This window comes from Nocardia sp. NPDC049737 (genome assembly GCF_040674755.1).
GTDB lineage: Bacteria > Actinomycetota > Actinomycetes > Mycobacteriales > Mycobacteriaceae > Nocardia.
In genome coordinates, this window is sequence record NZ_JBFANH010000005.1 from 279,171 (window position 1) to 297,699 (window position 18,529).

Consider the following 18,529-nt stretch of genomic DNA (forward strand, 5'->3'; position numbering starts at 1 on the left):
GACGATATGAAGTTGATGGTTTTCTCCCGCCCGCAGCCCGGCCGGGACGAGGAATACAACACCTGGCAGCACGACGTCCACGTCCCCGATATGCTCGCGATCGATGGAGTGAAATCCTGTACGCGCCATCGTTTGCGGACCACCGGGGATCAGCCCGTCGAATATCTGGCCGTCTATGACATCGAGGGCGATATCGACATCGTCATGAAGGAGCTGATCGCCCGCTCCAAGGACGGCCGGATGCGGCTGAGCCCCTCTATCGATCCCGCCAATACTCGGATGACGATCTGGGAGCCGATCTGACCACAGCCGCAAGGCAATCCGTGCTCGTGGCGCAAGCGCATATCTTTTCAGAACCCGAAATCCGCGAGCAGGCGCTCGCTTTCGGTCCAGAGGCGGTCGGCGGTGACATCGTCGAGGGCGACGGTTGCCGGTGTTTCCACCGTCTTCCGGTAGAAGTAGCGCCCACCGTGTCGACCGCCCTCGGGATCGGTTGCCAGCCACACCAGAGTCTCGGCCGGTTCATCCGGTGACACGGTATCGGCGGCGGCCATATGGGCCTGCATCGCCGTATCACCATGTGCGGCAAAGTTACTGGCGACGACGCCCGGGTGCATGGCCTGGGCGATGATGCCGTCGGGGGCCGCTCGACGCGCAAGTTCGCGGGTGAACAGAATATTGGCGAGTTTCGCGCGGCAGTAGGCCGTCGCCGGGTGAAAGTCGTTCAGGCTCTGCGGATCCGCCCAATCGAAGCCCTCGGTCGCACGATGTGCGCTCGACGATACGGCGAGCACGCGCACCGATCCAGGTGGCAGGCCCGCCGCGCTCTTTCGCAGCAGCGGCAGCAGTTCCCTGGTGAGCAGGAACGGGGCGAGGTGGTTGGTCGCGAAGGTGGCCTCGGTGCCTTCGGCGGTGACGATCCGCCGATCCCGCACGCCACCCGCGTTGTTGACCAAGACATCCAACCGCGTTGTGCGGCTCGCAATCTCGGTAGCCACACGCGCCACCTCCCTCATCAGGGTGAAGTCGGCGCGCACCATGTCGAATGCGCCGCCGTCGCGCACGGCGGCCATGATCCGCGTTCGTGCGGCTGCACAACGCTGTCGGTCACGACCGACACCGATCACCTGCCAGCCACGTGCCACCAGCTTTTCGGCGGTCGATGCGCCGATGCCGGAACTGGCTCCGGTGACGACCGCGACCGGACGGCCTACCTCGAATGTCAAAGTCGTTGCCTCTCAGTGATTTCAGCGGGGCCGCAGGCCATCCAGCAGGAGCCCGACGGTGAATTGGACCCGCTCCTCGAGCTGTTCGGGAGTGGGTGGGCGACCGGCCACGATGGTGCGCACCTGGCCGCCGACGACCATGCTCATGAAGGCGCGGGCGGCCTGATCGGAGTTGGTCGGTGCGATCGTACCGGCGGCGATCGCGCGGTCCAGGACGCCCGCGACGAAGTCGACGACAGGTCCGGCGCTGAGTTCGTAGTTGGCGACGAAGATCTCCGGAAAGCGATAGCTCTCGGTATTGATAATGCGTTGCAGGCGTAGCCCGTTCGGCGTCATCACCTGATCGATCCGCAGCCGGGCGACCGCGGTCAGTGTCTCGGCCAGATCGCCGTTATCGAAACCCGCGAGCACGTCCGGGGGCACGACCTGTCGCTCGATGGCGCGCCGGACGGCGGCGAGAAAAAGTGATGCCTTATCGGGATACCGGGCGTAGACGGTGCGTTTGGTCATATTCACACGACCGGCGATCGTGTCGATCGTCGCCAGCTCGTAGCCGTACTCCAGGAACAGATCCAGTGCGGTATCGAGCAATTCCTCGTGCCGCGCCTCGGCCTGTGCCCGCGTGGGCCGCCCGGCCGCGCGCCGAATCGGCGGACCGACCTCCGTCATCCCCGCCTCCTCGAAATTGCCGCTTGCGTCATCGTGCCTCCGATCGCTAATAATGATACGCATGAGTTGCCATTTTTCCAGCGGGCAACGTCACCGGGAAGGACTCCCCCGTGAGCTCAGCCATCGAAACTCTGACACGGCTGGCCGATGCCGCCGATCGCTTCGACCACTGCGCCGCCGACCTGCGCGAAACCCAGGTGGCGGCACTCGACGAAAAGCTCCGGCAGCACCGCGACCGGATCAAGCTGCTGGGGCACCGCGCGCGGGAGGCCGGTGTCACCGATATCCGCGACCGCGCGGATATGGTGCAGCTGCTGTTCCCGCACTCGGTCTACAAGAGCTATCCGGAAAGCTTTCTGATCGAGGAGAAGTGGGATCGGCTCGGCAAGTGGCTCGGCACCGTATCGCCCTACCCCATCAGCCCGATCGACACCTCGGACATCGCCGATATCGACGAGTGGATCGCACGGTTGCAGGCCGCGGGGCACTACGTCTCCTGTTCCAGCGGAACGACGGGCAAGTCGGCCATGCTGCTCGCCTCGGGCCGGGATATGGAATGGTCGCGCAAGGATACGGTCAATGTCTTCTCCTGGGGTTCGGGTGTGCGTCCCGCACAGGACCGGCGAATGGTCGGGATCGCCGCCACCGCATCCGTCCCGAAGAACACCGTCATCGCAGCGGCTCAGCAGGCGGCGTTCGGTGATCCGGCCAAAGAGCGTTTCCGCCTGCCGATTCCACCGATCACCGTCGGCTCGCTGACCAAAATGGTGGTGCTGCGCAAGAAGATCGCCGACGGCACCGCCCGGCCGGAGGAACTGGCCGATTTCGACCGGACCTCTCGTCAGCGGCAGGAGGCGCTCGACAAAGCGATGATTGCCGGGGCCGAGGCGCTCGTGCGTTATCGCGCGGACAAGCTCTACATCTCGGGCATGTGGAATGCGCTGTATCAGGTGGCGGTGATCGTCCGGGATTTGGGCTACTCCGCCGCGGACTTCCACCCCGACAACTGCCTCTACGTCGGCGGTGGGCTCAAGCGCGCGCAATTGCCGCCGGACTACCAGCAATTCGTCCATCAGACCTTCAATATTCCGGCCGACCGAGACTTCCAGAACTATTCGATGCAAGAACTGAATTCCGGAATGCCCAAGTGCCGCAGGGGCGATCGGTATCACATACCACCATGGATCGTGCCGTTCATCCTCGACGAAGACGGTGCGACCCTGTTGCCGCACGAATCCGGCGAAATCGAAGGCCGCGCCGCATTTTTCGACCTCTCGCTGGACGGACGCTGGGGTGGAATCATCACCGGCGACAAGATCGCACTCGATGTCGACCCCTGTGCCTGTGGCAACAAGGGGCCGTCGATCCGCAATGACATCGTCCGATACGCCGATATCAAGGGCGACGACAAGATCGGCTGCGCCGGAACCGTCGACGCGTACGTGCGGGGGCTGTCTTGACCACCACAGACACCGTGGCAGCCGCCCCGTTCTTCCTGCGCGGCGAATTACTCGAGGGCGAGGACGTCACGCACCGCTCGCGCGATCTGGGCGTCACCTTCACGACACCGCGCATACCCATGGACCGTGCGGTGCATCCGCGCAGCGCGGTGCCGCCGCTGCTGAATGTTCCACTCGCGGAGATCATCGATTTCCTCGTCGAGACCGGTCGACGACTGCGCGCCCCCGAAAACCCCTTCGTGCGCGACTGTATCGACCGGATGTCGGCCACCCATGTGCTGCCACGCACCGTGCTGCGGGCGCAGGTCATCGGTGCGGCAGGATATCTCGACAAGCGGCTGCTGGAGACCGTGGTCGAACAGAATTTTCCGGACCCGCGGGCGTTGGACGAGTGGATTCCCAAGCACGACTTCACCGGTCGCCAGAGTTTCGTGCGGGCGTTCGCACCCCGACTGATCCATGTGCTGCCCGGCAACTCCCCCGGCGTCGCGGTGAAATCTATTGCCCACGGCGCGCTTGTCAAGGCGGTCAATCTGTTCAAGATGTCCTCGAGCGATCCGTTCACCACGGTGGCGATCCTGCGGACCATGGCCGATATCGATCCCGACCATGCCATTGTGCGGTCGATGTCCGCGCTCTATTGGCGCGGCGGCGACGATGCGGTGGAACGGGTGCTGTACCGGCCGCAGTATTTCGACAAGATCGTCGCCTGGGGTGGCGGCGATGCGATCGATAACGTGATCAAATACCTCGGGCCGGGCTTCCAATTGGTGTCCTTCGATCCGAAGACGTCGATCTCGATGGTCGGCCTGGAGGCCTTCGCTTCGGACGAGGCGCTCGACCGCGCAGCCGAACTCGCCGCCGCCGATGTGATGGTGCTCAACCAGGAGGCTTGTGTCGCAAGCCGTTTCGTCTATGTCGAGGCCGATCAGGCCGACGCCGACCGCTTCTGCGCACGGCTGCACGCCCGCATCGTCGACCGGGCGGCCGGAACGGGCGACACCCGACCGCTCGATATCGACCTGCGTGAGCAGATCGACACCCTGACGATGCTCGACGATGAGTTCCGGGTCTGGGGCCGCACCGACGGCAAAGGACTGGTAATCCGTTCCGATGAACCGGTGGACTTCCATCCGATCAACAAGACCGCCAACGTGGTTCGCGTGGACAGCCTCGATGCGGCGATGAGATACGTCAATGTGGCGACGCAGACGGTCGGCTTCTTTCCGTTCGATCGGATGGCCGACTACCGCGACCGGCTGGCCAGCGGCGGCGCGCAGCGCATCGTCCGCCTCGGCGAAGCCGGACCGAGCACGATCGGCAACCCACACGACGCCATGTATCCGCTGCACCGTTTCGTGCACTGGATGGCGCACGAAGACGGAGTCGCGCCGGACTAGCTGGCCCGACCTTTCTTTGCCGCGAGGTCGTGGTCGGCATCGGGCAGCCGCACCGCGACCCGCACCTGGAGCGTCAGCGAGCGTGTCGGCAGCGCCATGACCGCGCCCAGTGCCGCGGCCCGCCGCACCGCGACGGCGTGCGCGCCGACCGGCCCCCACCACCAACTCCAGCCGCAGCCGTGCACTGCGAGAATGCGGGCGGTGCTGGTGAAGTCCACCGCCTCGAGTCCGACGGCGTCGACGAACAGCCCGCTCAGCGCAATGGATCCGAACAGCATCGACGGCGAGACCCCGTCACAGACCACGTGCACAGTCCCCGCCGGGCCGACACACCGCGCTGCCCAGTCCAATACGGCACGACGACTTTTCGCGCTGCCCGAAACCAGTGCGACGGCGTTCGACCCCGCCGTCAAGCGCCGGGTCCTTCCAGGATCGTCACCGCCGACACCGCTGTCGGCCCGCCTAGGTTGTGCGCCAAGCCGATACGCGCTCCATCGACCTGATTGACCGCAGTGCCGCGCAACTGCTCGAACAACTCGACGCATTGGGCAACGCCGGTCGCCCCCGGCGGATGCCCCTTTGCTTTCAGGCCGCCGCTCGGATTCACCGGCAGCGCGCCGCCGACCTCGGTGACCCCACTCTCGATCAGTTTCGCGGCTCCGAATCGCTCGGCGAAGCCGAGGTCCTCGTAGCTGATAAGTTCGATACCGGTGAAGAAGTCGTGCACCTCGGCGACATCGACATCGGCGGGCGTCAGGCCCGCCATCGCGAAGGCCGCCTTGGCGGCTCGCACGCTGGCCGGGAAGGTCGTCATATCCTGTTTGTGCTGGTGCATCACCGAATCCAGACCGAGGCCGACGCCGCGGATCCACACCGGGCGATCGGTGTAGCGGTCGACCACATCCGCCGCGGCGAGTACAAGCGCCGCCGCACCATCGCTTTGCGGTGCACAATCGTAGAGCCCGAACGGTCCGGCCACGATCGGCGCCGCCAACGCCTGTTCCATGCTGATCTCGAAACGTAAGCGGGCCTTGGGATTACGCACACCGTGCCGATGGTTCTTCACCGCGACCATGGCCAAATGTTCTCTGGTCGCGGGCGATTCGTGCAGATATCGGGCCACGTGCAGCGCGAATCCGACGGGCGCGATCAGGCCGAGTGGGTAGTCCCAGGCCATATCGCGCGCCATTGCCTCCCATTCCCACAGCATGTCCTTCTGCGCTGTCTCGCGCAATTTGTCCGCACCGACCACCAAGGCCACGTCGAACGCACCGGAGGCGATGCCGAACAGGGCGTTGCGCACCGCGTCATTGCCTGTCGCACAGGAGTTTTCGACGCGGGTCACGGGCAGATCCGGGAGGCCGAGCGCATCAGCGACAATCCCGGCAGGGAAGCCGTCGGTATTCCCCATCGCACCGAACCAGGCCGCCTGCAGATCGGAGGTGGCCAAGCCCTTATCGATGCTGGCGGCACATTCGGCGAAGGCCATCGGCACCAGATCCTTGACGCCGAGTGCGAAATGTTCGGCGAAGGGTGTCATGCCCGCGCCGACAATGGCCACTTCCCTCATAGCACGACCTCCGGTTCGAATGCGTAGCCATAGTCGGGCACCCCCGAGCGCACCGCGACCCTGCGCAGCACCATGCGGCCGCGGTCCCCGATCGCCACGGTGCCCGGGTCGGCGCCGGTCACCTTCGCCAGCGCCCGCACCCCGACGTCATCGAGTTCGACAATCACCAGCGTGTACGGACTCTTCAGACCCGGCACCGGCAATGCGACGGTGGCCTCGGTGTACACGCTGCCGGTGCGTGGCAGTGGCACCAGGGTGTAATCGGTGCTCAGACCGCCGTCCGCGGCGACCCGATAGCGCGGTGGGAAGTCCAGATCGTCACTGCCGGAGTGCTTTCCGGCCTCCCATCGCACCTTCGCCTCGAATGCGCGCTCGTAGGCGGCCAGCGAGATCGGAATCTCGGATCCGGGCCACAGGTCGCCTTCGGGCAGCATCCTGGCCGTCGACTCGCGCCGGTGCAGCACGGCCGTACCAGCGGCCACCGTGATGCCGGACAGACTGGCCTGCTCCACTCCCACCAGCAAACCGGTGCTACCCCATTCCGCCATGGCCGCCAACGCGAACAGCCCGGCGCTGGCGCCCACCGTCGGCAGCGACGGCGGATTGCCGAGACACAGTGCGGCCGCCTGTTTATCCTCGACCCCGGCCACCGCTACCGGCGTATCGAGCCAAGCCGCCGCCAACGAGGCCAACAGGCCACGCGTGTGCAGCAGTCGCGGATCGCCGTAATCGTGCACGGCTCCAACGGCGTTGCGAGTGCGCACCGGCAGACTGCGCGCCACCCTGGCGGCGGTGCGTACCTGTAGGCCGCGATCGGAGATCAACGCCGCGGCCGCGCCCGCGGGCTCGGTATCCACCCCGATGATCAGCGTGCGCGGCCGGGCGGAACTGAGCGAGTCGAGGGTGGCGGGCGCGCCGCCGAGCCGCTCGATCACCTCCAGTTCCGGATCCAAACCCAGCCCTGCCAGCAGGACCGCGGCATTACTGCTTTCCACCAGCGGCAGATCGCGACTGACCACGACCACCCGTTCCACCGGACCGGCATCGTATAGCGCGGCCCGACCGGCCTCCACGGCCAGGGTGATCGCGTCCTCGTCGTCACCGAGCACCCGGTGGCGCTGGGCGCCCCAGCACGGCAGGTAGGTCCCTATCGAAGCGATGTATGTCATGGGTACTCCAACGAATTACGTGATCGCACCCGCGGTTTTGAGCGCGATGATGCGGTCCCAGTCCAGGCCGAGTTCGAGCAGGACCTCATCGGTCTGTGCGGCGAACTCCGGGCCGGGACGCAGCTCGGGTGCGGTCAGATCGAACTGCACCGGACTCGAAACCAGCTGCAGCTCACCGGCTTTGCGGACATATTCGTTCGCCTGCACCTGCGGATCGTCGACGGCCTGGAGTGCGTCCTGCACCGGAGCCCAAGGACCGGACAGGGTCGCGAAACGCTCGGTCCACTCCGCGAGTGTGCGGGTGGCGAATACCTCGCGCAGGATCTCCACGGCCACAGCGGTATTGGTCGCGATAGCCGCGGCATCGGCGAAGCGCGGATCCTCGGCGAGATCCGGACGATCGATATGTCGACATACGTCGGCCCAGAATTTGCCGGGCTGCAACATGACCAGCGACAGATACCGACCGTCCTTGGTTGCATACAACCCCGACAGCGGATTCGACGGCGAACCGTGTGATCCGGTCGGAAACGCCCGCAGCGGCTCACCCATATACGCCGAGAGCGCGATGGTGTGGCCCATCGACCACAGCCCGCTGCTCAGCAGTGACACATCCACGATCGATGGCTCACCTGTGCGTTCCCGCTTCAGCAGCGCCGCGGCGATACCACCGGCCAGATTGGTTCCCGAGATGGTGTCGCCGAACGCGGGTCCGGGCGGGGGAATAAGTCCGTCGATATTGGGCGGAGTGATGGTTGCGGCGACACTGCCACGGCACCAGTAGGCGGTCATGTCATAGCCGCCCTTGTCGGCCTCCGCGCCGCGCGGGCCGAGACCGCTGCCGCGGGCGTAGATGATCGCCGGGTTCACCGCGCGAATGTCGTCGACATCGATGCCGAACTTGCTTCGGTGCTGCGGCAGAAAGCTGGTGAGGAATACGTCCGCGGTCTTGGCCAGGTCGTGGATTACTGCCCGGCCTTCCGGCACCGACATATCGATCCCGATACTGCGCTTGCCCCGATTGGCATGTTCCACATTGGGATTGGGTTCGCCCTCGACCTTGAAGGTGGCGATCTGGCGTAGCCCGCGCTGCGGGTCACCGGTGACCGCGTGCTCGACCTTGATCACGTCCGCACCCCAGTCGGAGAGCACAGCGCCCGCGGAGGGCACGAACCCGTACATCGCGACCTCGAGGACGCGGATCCCGTCGAGTGGCCCGCTCATGCCGCCGCCTCGCTAGCGCTCGGCGGCGTCACGAGCGGTCGCCCGGCTGTGTTGATTGTTCGCTCGCTGCGCTCGCTCATCGCGCCACCGCCGCGAAGGTCTTGGTCTCCAGGAATTCCGTCAACCCGTCGACTCCCATCTCCCGGCCGATACCGGACTGCTTATAGCCGCCGAAGGGTGCGTCGGCGGCGAAGTAGTTGCCGCCGTTGATGCTCATGGTGCCGGTGCGGATGCGCCGCGCCACCGCCAGCGCCCGCTGCTCGTCGGCGCTGAAGACGCCGCCGGACAGGCCGTAGATGGAGTTGTTCGCGATCCGTACGGCATCGTCGTCATCCTCGTACGGGATCACCGCGAGCACCGGCCCGAAGACTTCCTCCTGGGCGATTTCGCTGTCCGGATCGACGCCGGCCAGCAGCGTCGGCTGATAGAAGAAGCCCGGGTCGACCTTCTCGCCACCGCTGACCAATTTCGCACCCGCCGCCACCGCACGCTGCACCAGACCGTCGACCTTGTCCCGCTGACGTTCGCTGATCAATGGGCCCATATAGGTTTTCGGATCGCTCGGATCGCCGTAACGGACATGCGCGAAGTTCTGCGCGACCGTCTCGACGATCGCGTCGTGGTCCTTGCTCGGCACCAGCAGCCGGGATGTCAGCGCGCAGCCCTGGCCCGCGTGGCTGACAATGCTGAACGCCGCGAACTGCGCCGCCGTCCGGTAGTCGGCATCGTCGAGCAGGATCGCCGCCGACTTCCCGCCGAGCTCCAGGAATACCCGCTTCAGCGTCGCACTTGCCGCGGCCATGATCTTGCGTCCCACCGGCGTAGAACCGGTGAAGGTGACCACGTCGACATCGGGATGGGTCGTCATCCGTTCGCCGACAGCAACATCCGAGGAGGTGAGCACATTGACCACACCCGCGGGAATGTCGGTGTGGCGGGCGATGATCTCGCCGAGCGCGAGGGTGGCCAGCGGCGTATCCGGTGCGCCCTTGAGCACCACCGTGCATCCGGCCGCGAGCGCGGGCGCGAGTTTGGCCAATGCGAGCTGGTGCGGATAGTTGTAGGCCGCGATCGCTGCCACCACACCGGCGGCCTCCTTCTCGACCCAGCGCCGATGGCGCTGACCGCGGAATTCGACGTCGTCGAGTTCCTCGGTGAAGGTGAACTTCGGCAGCAATTCGGCGTAGTAGCGGACGATCTCGAAGGGGATTTCGAGCTGGTTACCGTGCGTGAGCTGCCTCGTCGCGCCGACCTCCGCGATCGTCAGCGCCCGGAGTTCTTCGACGTTATCGCGAAACGCCTGGTAGAGCTGTTCGAGGCAGTGCGCGCGGAAGGCGGCGTCGGTGGCCCAGGTCGTGGTGTCGAAGGCCCGGCGGGCCGCGGCGATGGCCGCGTCGGTCTCGGTAAGGCCCGCCTCCGGCGCGTAGCCGTACACCTCGCCGGTCGCCGGATTGAGCGAGGCGAGGGTGCGCCCGGTCTCGATCAACTGTCCGTCGACGAGCAGCCGCCGAGCCGGAACCTGCTCCGGCCGGGCGGCCACTTGTTCTTGCACTGACATCCGGTCTCCTCGACAGCAAATGGAAACTTCATTCTCGCTATTGGAGAATCATACGTTCAACGCTTGCGCGACTGTAGCAACATTCCGAAATGGGCAACACCCCGTTGCGCGCGGATGACCATCAGCCCTCACATGCCGATTCCCGGCAGCACCCGGGAAGTCTTGCGCATACGATCAGCGCGAGAGTACGGTTCTCAGCATTCGGAAGGGAGATTCTTGCGTGAAAACCGCTGTGGTCACCGGAGGCGCCTCGGGCATCGGCCTCGGGATTGTCGAGCGTCTGCGCGCTGACGGCCTGCACGTCGCCACCCTCGACCTGAACCCGGCCGCCGAGGAAGATTTCGCCTATCAAGCCGATGTGACGAAACCGGACGAGATCGCCGCGGCGTTGACCGATGTGCGCGCCGAGCTGGGTCCGATCACCGTGCTGGTCAATGCCGCCGGAATCGAGAAGTACCGCCGCTTCCAGAACCTCACCTTCGAGGAGTGGCAGCACATCATCGACGTCAACCTGCACGGCGTCTTCCACACTGTCCAGGCCGTACTGCCGGATATGACGGCCGCGAACTGGGGTCGCATCGTCAATATCTCCTCCTCGAGCACCCACTCCGGCCAGCCGTTCATGGCGGCGTACGTGGCGGCCAAATCCGGACTCAACGGCCTCACCAAATCGCTTGCCCTGGAACTGGGTCCGTACGGAATCACCGTCAACGCGGTCCCGCCGGGCTTTATCGACACCCCCATGCTGCGCCGATCCGAGGAGAAGCAGCTGCTCGGCGGAACCATCGAGGAGCACATCCAACGCACCCCGGTGCGCCGGGTCGGGCGACCCGCCGATATCGCCGCCGCGTGCTCGTTCCTGATCTCCGAGGACGCGGGCTACATCACCGGGCAGATCCTCGGCGTCAACGGCGGCCGTAATACCTGAACCCGTCCGTGCCCGGCACGGGTGGCGCAGCCCAGAAATAGTAGGACCGAAAGGAAGACCCGTGGGACGTGTGCAGGGCAAAGTCGCCTTCGTCACCGGAGCCGCGCGAGGCCAGGGCCGCAGCCACGCGGTAAAACTTGCCGAGGAGGGTGCCGACATCATCGCGGTCGATATCTGCCGTGATATCGAGAGCATCCAGTACTCGCTATCGCGCCCGGAGGATCTGCAGGAGACGACCCGCCTCGTCGAGAAGACCGGACGGCGCATCATCGCCGAACAGGCCGACGTGCGCGACCGACCGCAACTCGCCGCGGTAATCGAGCGCGGTATCGCCGAATTCGGCCATCTCGACATCGTGGTGGCGCAAGCCGGTATCGCCGGTATGAAGGGCGAGCCGCAATGGCAGGCCTGGTCCGATGTCATCGATACCAACCTGATCGGCGTCATCAATGCCGTACAGGCGGCGCTGCCGCATCTCGGCGCAGGCGCATCGATCATCGCCACTGGTTCGACCGCGGCACTGATGGACTTTTCGAAGGTCGATCAGCCGGGCAAGGATCCCGGCGGTGTCGCCTATATGGTTGCCAAACGCCTTCTGTCGCAATACATCCACGAGATAGCCACCCACTTGGCGGCAAGCAGTATTCGGGCCAATGTCGTGCACCCGACCAATTGCGACACCCCCATGCTGCACAGCGAGCCGATGTACCGGTCGTTCCGCCCGGATCTCGAACATCCCACCCGTGCCGACGCCGAACCCGCCTTCTTCGTGCAGCAGGCCATGCCGGTCCCCTATGTCGAGCCGGAGGAGATCAGCAACGCGGTGCTGTTCCTGGCCTCCGACGAGTCCCGTTTCATCACCGGTACCCAGCTGCGCGTCGATGCCGGCGGCTATCTGAAGTGGTACGACTACCGCGTCTGAAGGGAAGAAATACCGTGAAGGTTCGAGTCGATGCCGAGCGCTGTCAGGGGCACACGCTGTGCGCGATGATCGCCCCGAAAGTGTTCGAGCTCAGTGAAATCGACGGACATTCGTCACCGGTCAGCGAAGACGTTCCCGCCGATCAGCAGGACAACGTGCGCGAGGCCGTCCGGTCCTGCCCCGAACGGGCGATCTCCAGCACCGAATAGAGGAACCGCCGATGACCGACATCGCATCCGACGCCGAGCGCAGACGGCCGGAATTTCATTTCGATCGACACACTCCGCAATATCGCGAACAATTCGTCGACATCACCCAGCAGATGCAGAGCAAGTGCCCGGTCGCCTGGACCGAAACCTACGGCGGGCATTGGGTGGCCGCGGGTAACCGCGAAGTGTTCGAACTGGCCCGCTGCCCGCACATCTCCAATGACAACGACCCCAACGGGGAACGCCGTGGCTACAAGGGGATTTCCATTCCGACCCCGGAACGCGGCCAGGGTATCCGCGCGGGCATCCTGGAAATGGACCCGCCCGAACAGCGGGAACTGCGCTCGACGCTGAATCCGTACCTGTCCCCCGCGGCGGTGCAGCGTTGGATTCCGTTCGTCGACGAAATCGTGCGCGCCAGCATCGACGAGCAAATCGAAAGCGGCACCATCGATTTCGTCGACGAGCTGGCCAATATCGTGCCCGCGGTGCTGACCCTCGCGATGCTGGGCATCCCGCTGGACAAGTGGACCATCTACAACGAACCGGCGCACGCCTCGGTATACACGCCACCGGATTCACCGGACACCCCGCGCATCGCCGAGATGCACCGCGCCATGGGTCTGGATCTGCTGACGAATTACGTCGAAGTCAAACAGAATCCGCGTCCGGGAATGCTGCACGCGGTCGCCGAGTCAACCCTGAACGGCGAGCCGATCTCCGATATGGACGCCCTCGGCATGCTCAGCCTCATTATCGGCGGCGGCTTCGACACCACCACCGCGCTCACCGCGCACGCGCTGGAATGGCTGTCGGAGAATCCGGATCAGCGCGAATTGCTCAGCCGGGAACGCGATCTCATCCTGGATTCGGCGACCGAGGAGTTCCTGCGCTACTTCACCCCCGCACCGGGTGACGGCCGTACCTTCGCCCAGGATTGCGAGGTCGCGGGCACGCGGTTCGCCGAAGGTGAGCGGCTGTGGCTGTCGTGGGCGATGGCCAACCGGGATCCCGAGGTGTTCGACAACCCCAATGAGATCGATATGGAACGGCGGGGCAATCGTCACTACAGTTTCGGCCTCGGCGTACACCGCTGCATCGGCTCCAATATGGCGCGCATGGTGTTCAAGAGAATGCTGCTCGCGGTGCTGGACCGGATGCCGGACTATCGTTGCGATCCCGCGGACGCCGTACATTACGACACCATCGGCGTCATCCAGGGCATGCGGCATCTACCCGCCGGCTTCACCCCCGGTCCTCGGCTGGGCGCCGGACTGGACGAAACCCTGGCGAAACTGCAGCGCGTCTGCGATGAGCAACGACTGGCCGAACCGGTCACCGTGCGCAAGGGCGACGCCCAGATCTGACGACACAGCGAGGAGGCGATATGGGCGAAGCATCGGGACGTCCACTGCCATTGCTCACCCTCGAAAACGAGTTCTTCTGGACTTCGGGGAGCGATGGCACGCTGCGCATACAGGAATGTGAATCCTGTGCGGCACTGATCCATCCACCGCAGCCGGTGTGCCGGTATTGCCGTGGACACGAGATGGGAGTGCGTGCCGTCTCCGGCTTCGCCACACTCGCGGGTTTCACCGTCAACCACCGTTTCGGGGTGCCGGGACTGCCCGCGCCCTATGTGGTGGCGCAGGTCGCGATCGAGGAGGATCCGCGAGTTCGGCTGACCACCAATGTGATCGACTGCGATCCGGACGACCTGGTCCTCGGCATGCGACTCGAGGTGGTCTTCCAACAGGACGACGACATCTGGCTGCCGCTGTTCCGGCCCGTCGAAACGCAGCCGGAACCGGCTCCGCTGCCCGTGGACGATATTGCGCCACAAGAGTTCTGGCGGCACGTGCGGCCCATGGTGCGGCCGGAGAAGTTCGAGGACCGGGTCGCACTCACCGGTATCGGCAGGTCGGCGATCGGGCGGCGGCTGCAGGTCCCACCGCTGCGGCTGACCATCCAGGCCTGCGAACGCGCGATCGCCGATGCCGGACTGACGCTGGACGATATCGACGGCCTGTCGACCTATCCCGGCGGCGGCAATATGGGCGGATTCAGCGAGGGCGGTGTCACTGCGCTGGAGTCCGCCCTCGGCATCCGGCCGACCTGGTACAACGGCGGCATCGAAACCTTCGGCCCCGGTGGGGCGGTCATCGCTGCGATGCTGGCGGTCGCGGGCGGGCTGGCCCGGCATGTGCTGTGTTTCCGCACCCTATGGGAAGCCACCTTCAACGATCTGATGCGCACGGGCAAGATCAAGCCCTCCGGGGGGCGCACACCCGGATGGATGGCCCCCTTCGGCGCCACCTCGGCGGCACATACCTTGGCGCAGAACGCACAACGGCATTTCCACCGCTACGGCACCACCCGCGAAACCCTCGGCTGGATCGCACTGAATCAGCGCGCCAATGCCGAACTCGAGCCGACCGCGATCTACCGAGATCCGTTGACCATGCAGGACTATCTCGAGGCGCGCACGATCACCACCCCGTTCGGCCTCTACGACTGCGATGTGCCCTGTGACGGCGCGATCGCGGTCATCGTCTCCAGCGTGGACACGGCTCGTGATCTGGCCAAACCACCGGTTCTCGTGGAGGCTGTCGGCACCCAGATCATCGAGCGGATCGAATGGGATCAGAGCACCCTCACCCACGAACCACAGGTGCTCGGTCCAGCCGCGCACCTGTGGACCCGAACCACGTTGCGCCCCACCGATGTCGACATCGCCGAGCTGTACGACGGCTTCACCTTCAACTGTCTGTCCTGGTTGGAGGCGCTCGGATTCTGCGGTATCGGCGAGGCCAAGGACTTCCTCGACGGCGGTAAGAACATCGCCCGCGACGGCCTGCTGCCGCTGAATACCCATGGTGGCCAGCTCTCGCACGGCCGCACCCACGGCATGGGCCTGCTGTACGAGGCGATTGCGCAGTTGCGCGGTGAAGCCGGTGCGCGTCAGGTCGCCGATGCCCGCATCGGTGTGGTGTCCAGCGGCGGGCTCACCCCCGGTGGGGCAATGCTGCTGCGGAGCGATTCATGACGATTACCGAATCCGATTTCTCACTGCTGACCGGGGACGAACCGATTCCGGTCGTGACCGAGGTCGACGGCATCCCGATGTCGGGGTTGTTGGCCGAGGCGCGGGCACCACGGGCGGTGCTGCTGGCCCTGCACGGCGGGGCCACCACCTCGGCGTATTTCGACTGCCCGGATCATCCGCGACTGTCACTGCTGCGGCTGGCCGCCGCGGCCGGATACACCGTCTTGGCCCTGGACCGGCCCGGATACGGCAGCTCGCATACGCATGCGGACGAACTCGCCGACCCACAGCGCCGTGTCGATCTGATGTACGCGGCGGCCGAGCAGCATCTCGGGTCGCGGCCCCACGGCGCGGGCACCTTCTTGCTCGCCCATTCCGCGGGTAGCGAACTGGCACTGCGGATGGCGGCCGACGAACGCGGACGCGAATTGCTCGGCCTCGAATTGGCGGGGACCGGGCTGGAACATCAGCAGGAGGCCTACGACATCCTGTGGGGACCGGATCCGCAGGGGCGCCGCCGCATGCGTCGTGACGGTGTACCGGGCGGAGTCACCGAACTGCTGTGGTACCCGGCCCGGCTTTACCCGCCCGAGTTGGTCGGTGGTGCGCGGATCGGCTCGTATGGTCCACGTTACGAAGGGAATTCGGTCGAGGACTGGCCGCAGGTCACCTTCCCGACGCTTGCCGCCGAAGTTCGGATTCCGGTGCGGTTCACCGTCGGCGACCACGAACGGGTGTGGCGCAACGATCCGGAGGCACTCGCCGAAGTCGCCGCCCGGTTCACCGCCGCGCCACGGGTTGTGCTCAATATCCAACCCAACAGCGGACACAACCTCAGCATGGGACATACAGCCGCCGCCTACCACCTCGGACTACTGGCCTTCGTCGAAGAAACCGCAGTCTCCCGGAACATCGGCGAATTCTCCAGCCCGGCAATACAATTCAATGGCGCTACACAGGAGGCGAACTGATGGACGTCGTCGACGTGGCCATCGCACTCGTGCGACTCGTCGTGGGAGGCACCATGATCGCCCACGGCGTCAATCACTGGGTGGGCGGCGGCAAGATCGCGGGCACCGCGCGCTGGTTCAGCGGTCTCGGACTGCGCGGCGGCATCCTGCACGCGTGGCTGAGCGTCGTCACCGAAATCGGTGCGGGCGTGTTGTTGATCGTCGGCCTGCTCACCCCACTGGCGTGTGCGGCGGTCATCTCGGTGATGGCGGTCGCGGGTCTGCTGGCACACCGCACCAACGGATTCTTCGTATTCAAAGAGGGGTACGAGTATGTGCTCGTGCTCGCGGTCGTTTCGCTGGCGCTGGCACTGCTCGGCCCAGGGTGGCTGTCCATCGATCACGCCGCCGATATCGAGATAACGGGCTGGACCGGTGGCGGCATCGCCCTCGGTGTCGGCCTGGTCGCCACCGCGGGTCTGCTCGCCATGTTCTGGCGACCCGAAGCGAAAGGCGAAGTGTGATGCGGGTCGGATTCATCGGACTCGGCAGCCAGGGTGGGCCGATGGCGCGCCGGATCGTCGAATCCGGATACGAGACAACATTGTGGGCGCGGCGAACGGCGTCGCTCGAGGCGTACGCCGATACGCCGGCGAAGGTCGCCGCATCACCCGCTGAACTGGCCGCCGCGAGCGATCTCGTCTGCCTCTGCGTAGTCGGCGACGCCGACGTGCGCGAGGTCGTGACCGGTGCCGATGGCGTCTTGGCCGGTATGTCCGCGGGCTCGATCCTCGCCGTGCACAGCACGGTGCATCCGGACACCTGCCGCGATCTCGCCGATATCGCTGTGACACAGGGGATTTCGATCGTCGACGCTCCGGTCAGCGGTGGCGGCGCGGCGGCCGCCGACGGCCGATTGCTGGTGATGGTCGGCGGCTCTGCCGATATCGTCGAACGCGCTCGCCCGATATTCGAGACCTACGCCGATCCCGTTGTCCACTTGGGCCCGCTCGGCGCCGGACAGACCGCCAAGCTGCTCAACAACCTGCTGTTCACCGCGAATCTCGCCACTGCGGCAAGCACTCTCGCGCTCGGTTCGGCGATCGGTATCGATCCTTCCCGCCTCGGCGAGGTGATCTCGCACGGCACCGCCGACAGCTTCGCGCTCGGTCGTATCGTCTCCGCGGGCGGCGCTCTGGACCGCATCGCCGCGCACGCCGGGCCGCTGCTGCGCAAGGATGTCGGCCTGATCGCGAATCTGGCCGAAGTCGTGGGCGTCGAACCCGGCATCGTGCTCGACGCCGCGGACGCGACCCTCGCGATGATCGATCATCCGCGCTGATGCGCGTCGGATTCCTCGGCGCCGGGCGGATGGGGCGTCCCATGGTGGAACGGCTGGTCCAAGCCGGACATGAGGTGTGCGCGCTCGGCCGGTCGCTCGAAGCACGCCAGGCCCTTACCGAGATCGGCGCGCAGGCGGTATCCGCCGCCGCGGCCGTCGGGGCCAACGCCGATCTGGTCATCGTGTGCGTCTTCACCGATGAACAGGTTCGCGCGGTATGTCTCGGCACACCGTTGCTCGCCGCCATGCCATCCGGATCGACTCTCGTCCTGCACACCACCGGCAGTCCGCACACGACCGCGGCCATTGCCGCCGAAGCCATTGCCTCGCACGACATCCAGGTGCTGGACGCCCCCGTCAGCGGCGGCCCACCTGATATCGCGGCCGGACGGCTCACCCTCTTCGTCGGTGGCCCGGACGAGACCGTGGACCGGATCCGGCCCGTGTTGGCCGCCTACGGTGACCCGATTCTGCATGTCGGTCCGCTCGGCGCGGGCCAGCGCGTCAAGTTGGTCAATAATGCCGTATTCGCCGCTCAGCTCGGAATACTCACCGCGGCAGTGGATCTCGGGAAGCGGCTCGGCGTCGCGGAAACCACCCTGTTGTCCGCGCTGCCGCACGGAAGTGCGGCGAGTCGCGCGCTGACCGGTGTCGCGGGGCGGGGGTCGGTCGCCGAATTCAGCGCATCGGTCGGCGAATTCGTCGGTAAGGATGTCGCGGCGGTCCGATCGATCGCCGCCGAACTCGGCACCGATCTCGGCCTGCTCGACACGGCCATCGACCAGCGGCACTGACACCACATCCGACGCGACGCCCCGAGCCTGTCGAGCACCTGCGTGACGCCCCGCAACCATTG

General features: G+C 65.7%; 19 protein-coding genes. 12 read left to right on the forward strand and 7 right to left on the reverse strand.

Annotated features, from left to right (window positions below; translation table 11 throughout):
- Window positions 1–6: 6 nt before the first annotated feature.
- Complete coding sequence (locus AB0J47_RS09820) at window positions 7–303, forward strand: hypothetical protein (RefSeq protein ID WP_364342755.1); 297 nt, start codon at window positions 7–9, stop codon at window positions 301–303.
- Between the two features lie 47 nt (window positions 304–350).
- On the opposite strand, the gene AB0J47_RS09825 is transcribed toward AB0J47_RS09820, so the two are convergent.
- Together AB0J47_RS09825 and AB0J47_RS09830 are read right to left on the reverse strand one after the other, a co-directional pair.
- On the reverse strand, window positions 351–1,226 hold the full coding sequence (locus tag AB0J47_RS09825; RefSeq protein ID WP_364342758.1) for an SDR family NAD(P)-dependent oxidoreductase: 876 nt from the start codon (window positions 1,224–1,226) through the stop codon (window positions 351–353).
- Window positions 1,227–1,247: 21 nt separating this feature from the next.
- Window positions 1,248–1,895, reverse strand: a complete 648-nt coding sequence (locus tag AB0J47_RS09830; RefSeq protein WP_364342761.1) for a TetR/AcrR family transcriptional regulator — start codon at window positions 1,893–1,895, stop codon at window positions 1,248–1,250.
- A gap of 110 nt (window positions 1,896–2,005) precedes the next feature.
- Here AB0J47_RS09830 and AB0J47_RS09835 point away from each other — a divergent pair, with 110 nt between their 5' ends.
- Both AB0J47_RS09835 and AB0J47_RS09840 read left to right on the forward strand, forming a co-directional pair.
- A complete protein-coding gene (locus tag AB0J47_RS09835) occupies window positions 2,006–3,355 on the forward strand; it encodes a hypothetical protein (protein WP_364342764.1) in 1,350 nt (449 codons plus the stop codon).
- A complete protein-coding gene (locus AB0J47_RS09840) occupies window positions 3,352–4,755 on the forward strand; it encodes an acyl-CoA reductase (RefSeq protein WP_364342766.1) in 1,404 nt (467 codons plus the stop codon). The genes AB0J47_RS09835 and AB0J47_RS09840 overlap by 4 nt, the downstream gene beginning before the upstream one ends.
- Here the strand turns inward: AB0J47_RS09840 and AB0J47_RS09845 are convergent.
- From AB0J47_RS09845 to AB0J47_RS09865, 5 genes are all read right to left on the reverse strand, one after another.
- Window positions 4,752–5,168: a hypothetical protein gene (locus tag AB0J47_RS09845; RefSeq protein ID WP_364342769.1), complete on the reverse strand. Its 417-nt coding sequence runs from the start codon at window positions 5,166–5,168 to the stop codon at window positions 4,752–4,754. The genes AB0J47_RS09840 and AB0J47_RS09845 overlap by 4 nt on opposite strands.
- Complete coding sequence (locus AB0J47_RS09850; RefSeq protein ID WP_364342772.1) at window positions 5,165–6,325, reverse strand: thiolase family protein; 1,161 nt, start codon at window positions 6,323–6,325, stop codon at window positions 5,165–5,167. The genes AB0J47_RS09845 and AB0J47_RS09850 overlap by 4 nt, the downstream gene beginning before the upstream one ends.
- Complete coding sequence (locus tag AB0J47_RS09855) at window positions 6,322–7,494, reverse strand: OB-fold domain-containing protein (protein ID WP_364342775.1); 1,173 nt, start codon at window positions 7,492–7,494, stop codon at window positions 6,322–6,324. Before AB0J47_RS09855 ends, AB0J47_RS09850 begins: the two co-directional genes overlap by 4 nt.
- A gap of 15 nt (window positions 7,495–7,509) precedes the next feature.
- Window positions 7,510–8,718, reverse strand: coding sequence for a CoA transferase (locus AB0J47_RS09860; protein WP_364342778.1), 1,209 nt, complete (start codon window positions 8,716–8,718; stop codon window positions 7,510–7,512).
- Between the two features lie 76 nt (window positions 8,719–8,794).
- A complete protein-coding gene (locus tag AB0J47_RS09865) occupies window positions 8,795–10,276 on the reverse strand; it encodes an aldehyde dehydrogenase family protein (RefSeq protein ID WP_364342781.1) in 1,482 nt (493 codons plus the stop codon).
- Window positions 10,277–10,496: 220 nt separating this feature from the next.
- On the opposite strand from AB0J47_RS09865, the gene fabG reads away from it, so the two are divergent.
- The 9 genes from fabG to AB0J47_RS09910 all read left to right on the forward strand — a co-directional run bounded on the left by fabG (window position 10,497) and on the right by AB0J47_RS09910 (window position 18,467).
- Window positions 10,497–11,204, forward strand: a complete 708-nt coding sequence (gene fabG, locus AB0J47_RS09870; RefSeq protein WP_364342784.1) for a 3-oxoacyl-ACP reductase FabG — start codon at window positions 10,497–10,499, stop codon at window positions 11,202–11,204.
- A gap of 61 nt (window positions 11,205–11,265) precedes the next feature.
- Window positions 11,266–12,126 carry a mycofactocin-coupled SDR family oxidoreductase gene (locus tag AB0J47_RS09875; protein WP_364342787.1) on the forward strand — a complete coding sequence of 287 codons (861 nt, stop codon included), beginning with the start codon at window positions 11,266–11,268 and terminating at the stop codon, window positions 12,124–12,126.
- Between the two features lie 14 nt (window positions 12,127–12,140).
- Window positions 12,141–12,335: a ferredoxin gene (locus tag AB0J47_RS09880; RefSeq protein ID WP_364342790.1), complete on the forward strand. Its 195-nt coding sequence runs from the start codon at window positions 12,141–12,143 to the stop codon at window positions 12,333–12,335.
- Window positions 12,336–12,346: 11 nt separating this feature from the next.
- Window positions 12,347–13,702: a cytochrome P450 gene (locus tag AB0J47_RS09885; RefSeq protein ID WP_364342793.1), complete on the forward strand. Its 1,356-nt coding sequence runs from the start codon at window positions 12,347–12,349 to the stop codon at window positions 13,700–13,702.
- Between the two features lie 20 nt (window positions 13,703–13,722).
- Entirely contained in the window at window positions 13,723–15,381 is a 1,659-nt protein-coding gene (locus AB0J47_RS09890) for an OB-fold domain-containing protein (protein ID WP_364342796.1), read from the forward strand.
- Entirely contained in the window at window positions 15,378–16,352 is a 975-nt protein-coding gene (locus AB0J47_RS09895) for an alpha/beta fold hydrolase (RefSeq protein ID WP_364342799.1), read from the forward strand. The genes AB0J47_RS09890 and AB0J47_RS09895 overlap by 4 nt, the downstream gene beginning before the upstream one ends.
- On the forward strand, window positions 16,352–16,855 hold the full coding sequence (locus tag AB0J47_RS09900; RefSeq protein WP_364342802.1) for a DoxX family protein: 504 nt from the start codon (window positions 16,352–16,354) through the stop codon (window positions 16,853–16,855). Before AB0J47_RS09895 ends, AB0J47_RS09900 begins: the two co-directional genes overlap by 1 nt.
- Entirely contained in the window at window positions 16,855–17,673 is an 819-nt protein-coding gene (locus AB0J47_RS09905; protein WP_364342805.1) for an NAD(P)-dependent oxidoreductase, read from the forward strand. Before AB0J47_RS09900 ends, AB0J47_RS09905 begins: the two co-directional genes overlap by 1 nt.
- Window positions 17,673–18,467: an NAD(P)-dependent oxidoreductase gene (locus AB0J47_RS09910; protein ID WP_364342808.1), complete on the forward strand. Its 795-nt coding sequence runs from the start codon at window positions 17,673–17,675 to the stop codon at window positions 18,465–18,467. Before AB0J47_RS09905 ends, AB0J47_RS09910 begins: the two co-directional genes overlap by 1 nt.
- The last annotated feature ends 62 nt before the right edge of the window (window positions 18,468–18,529 follow it).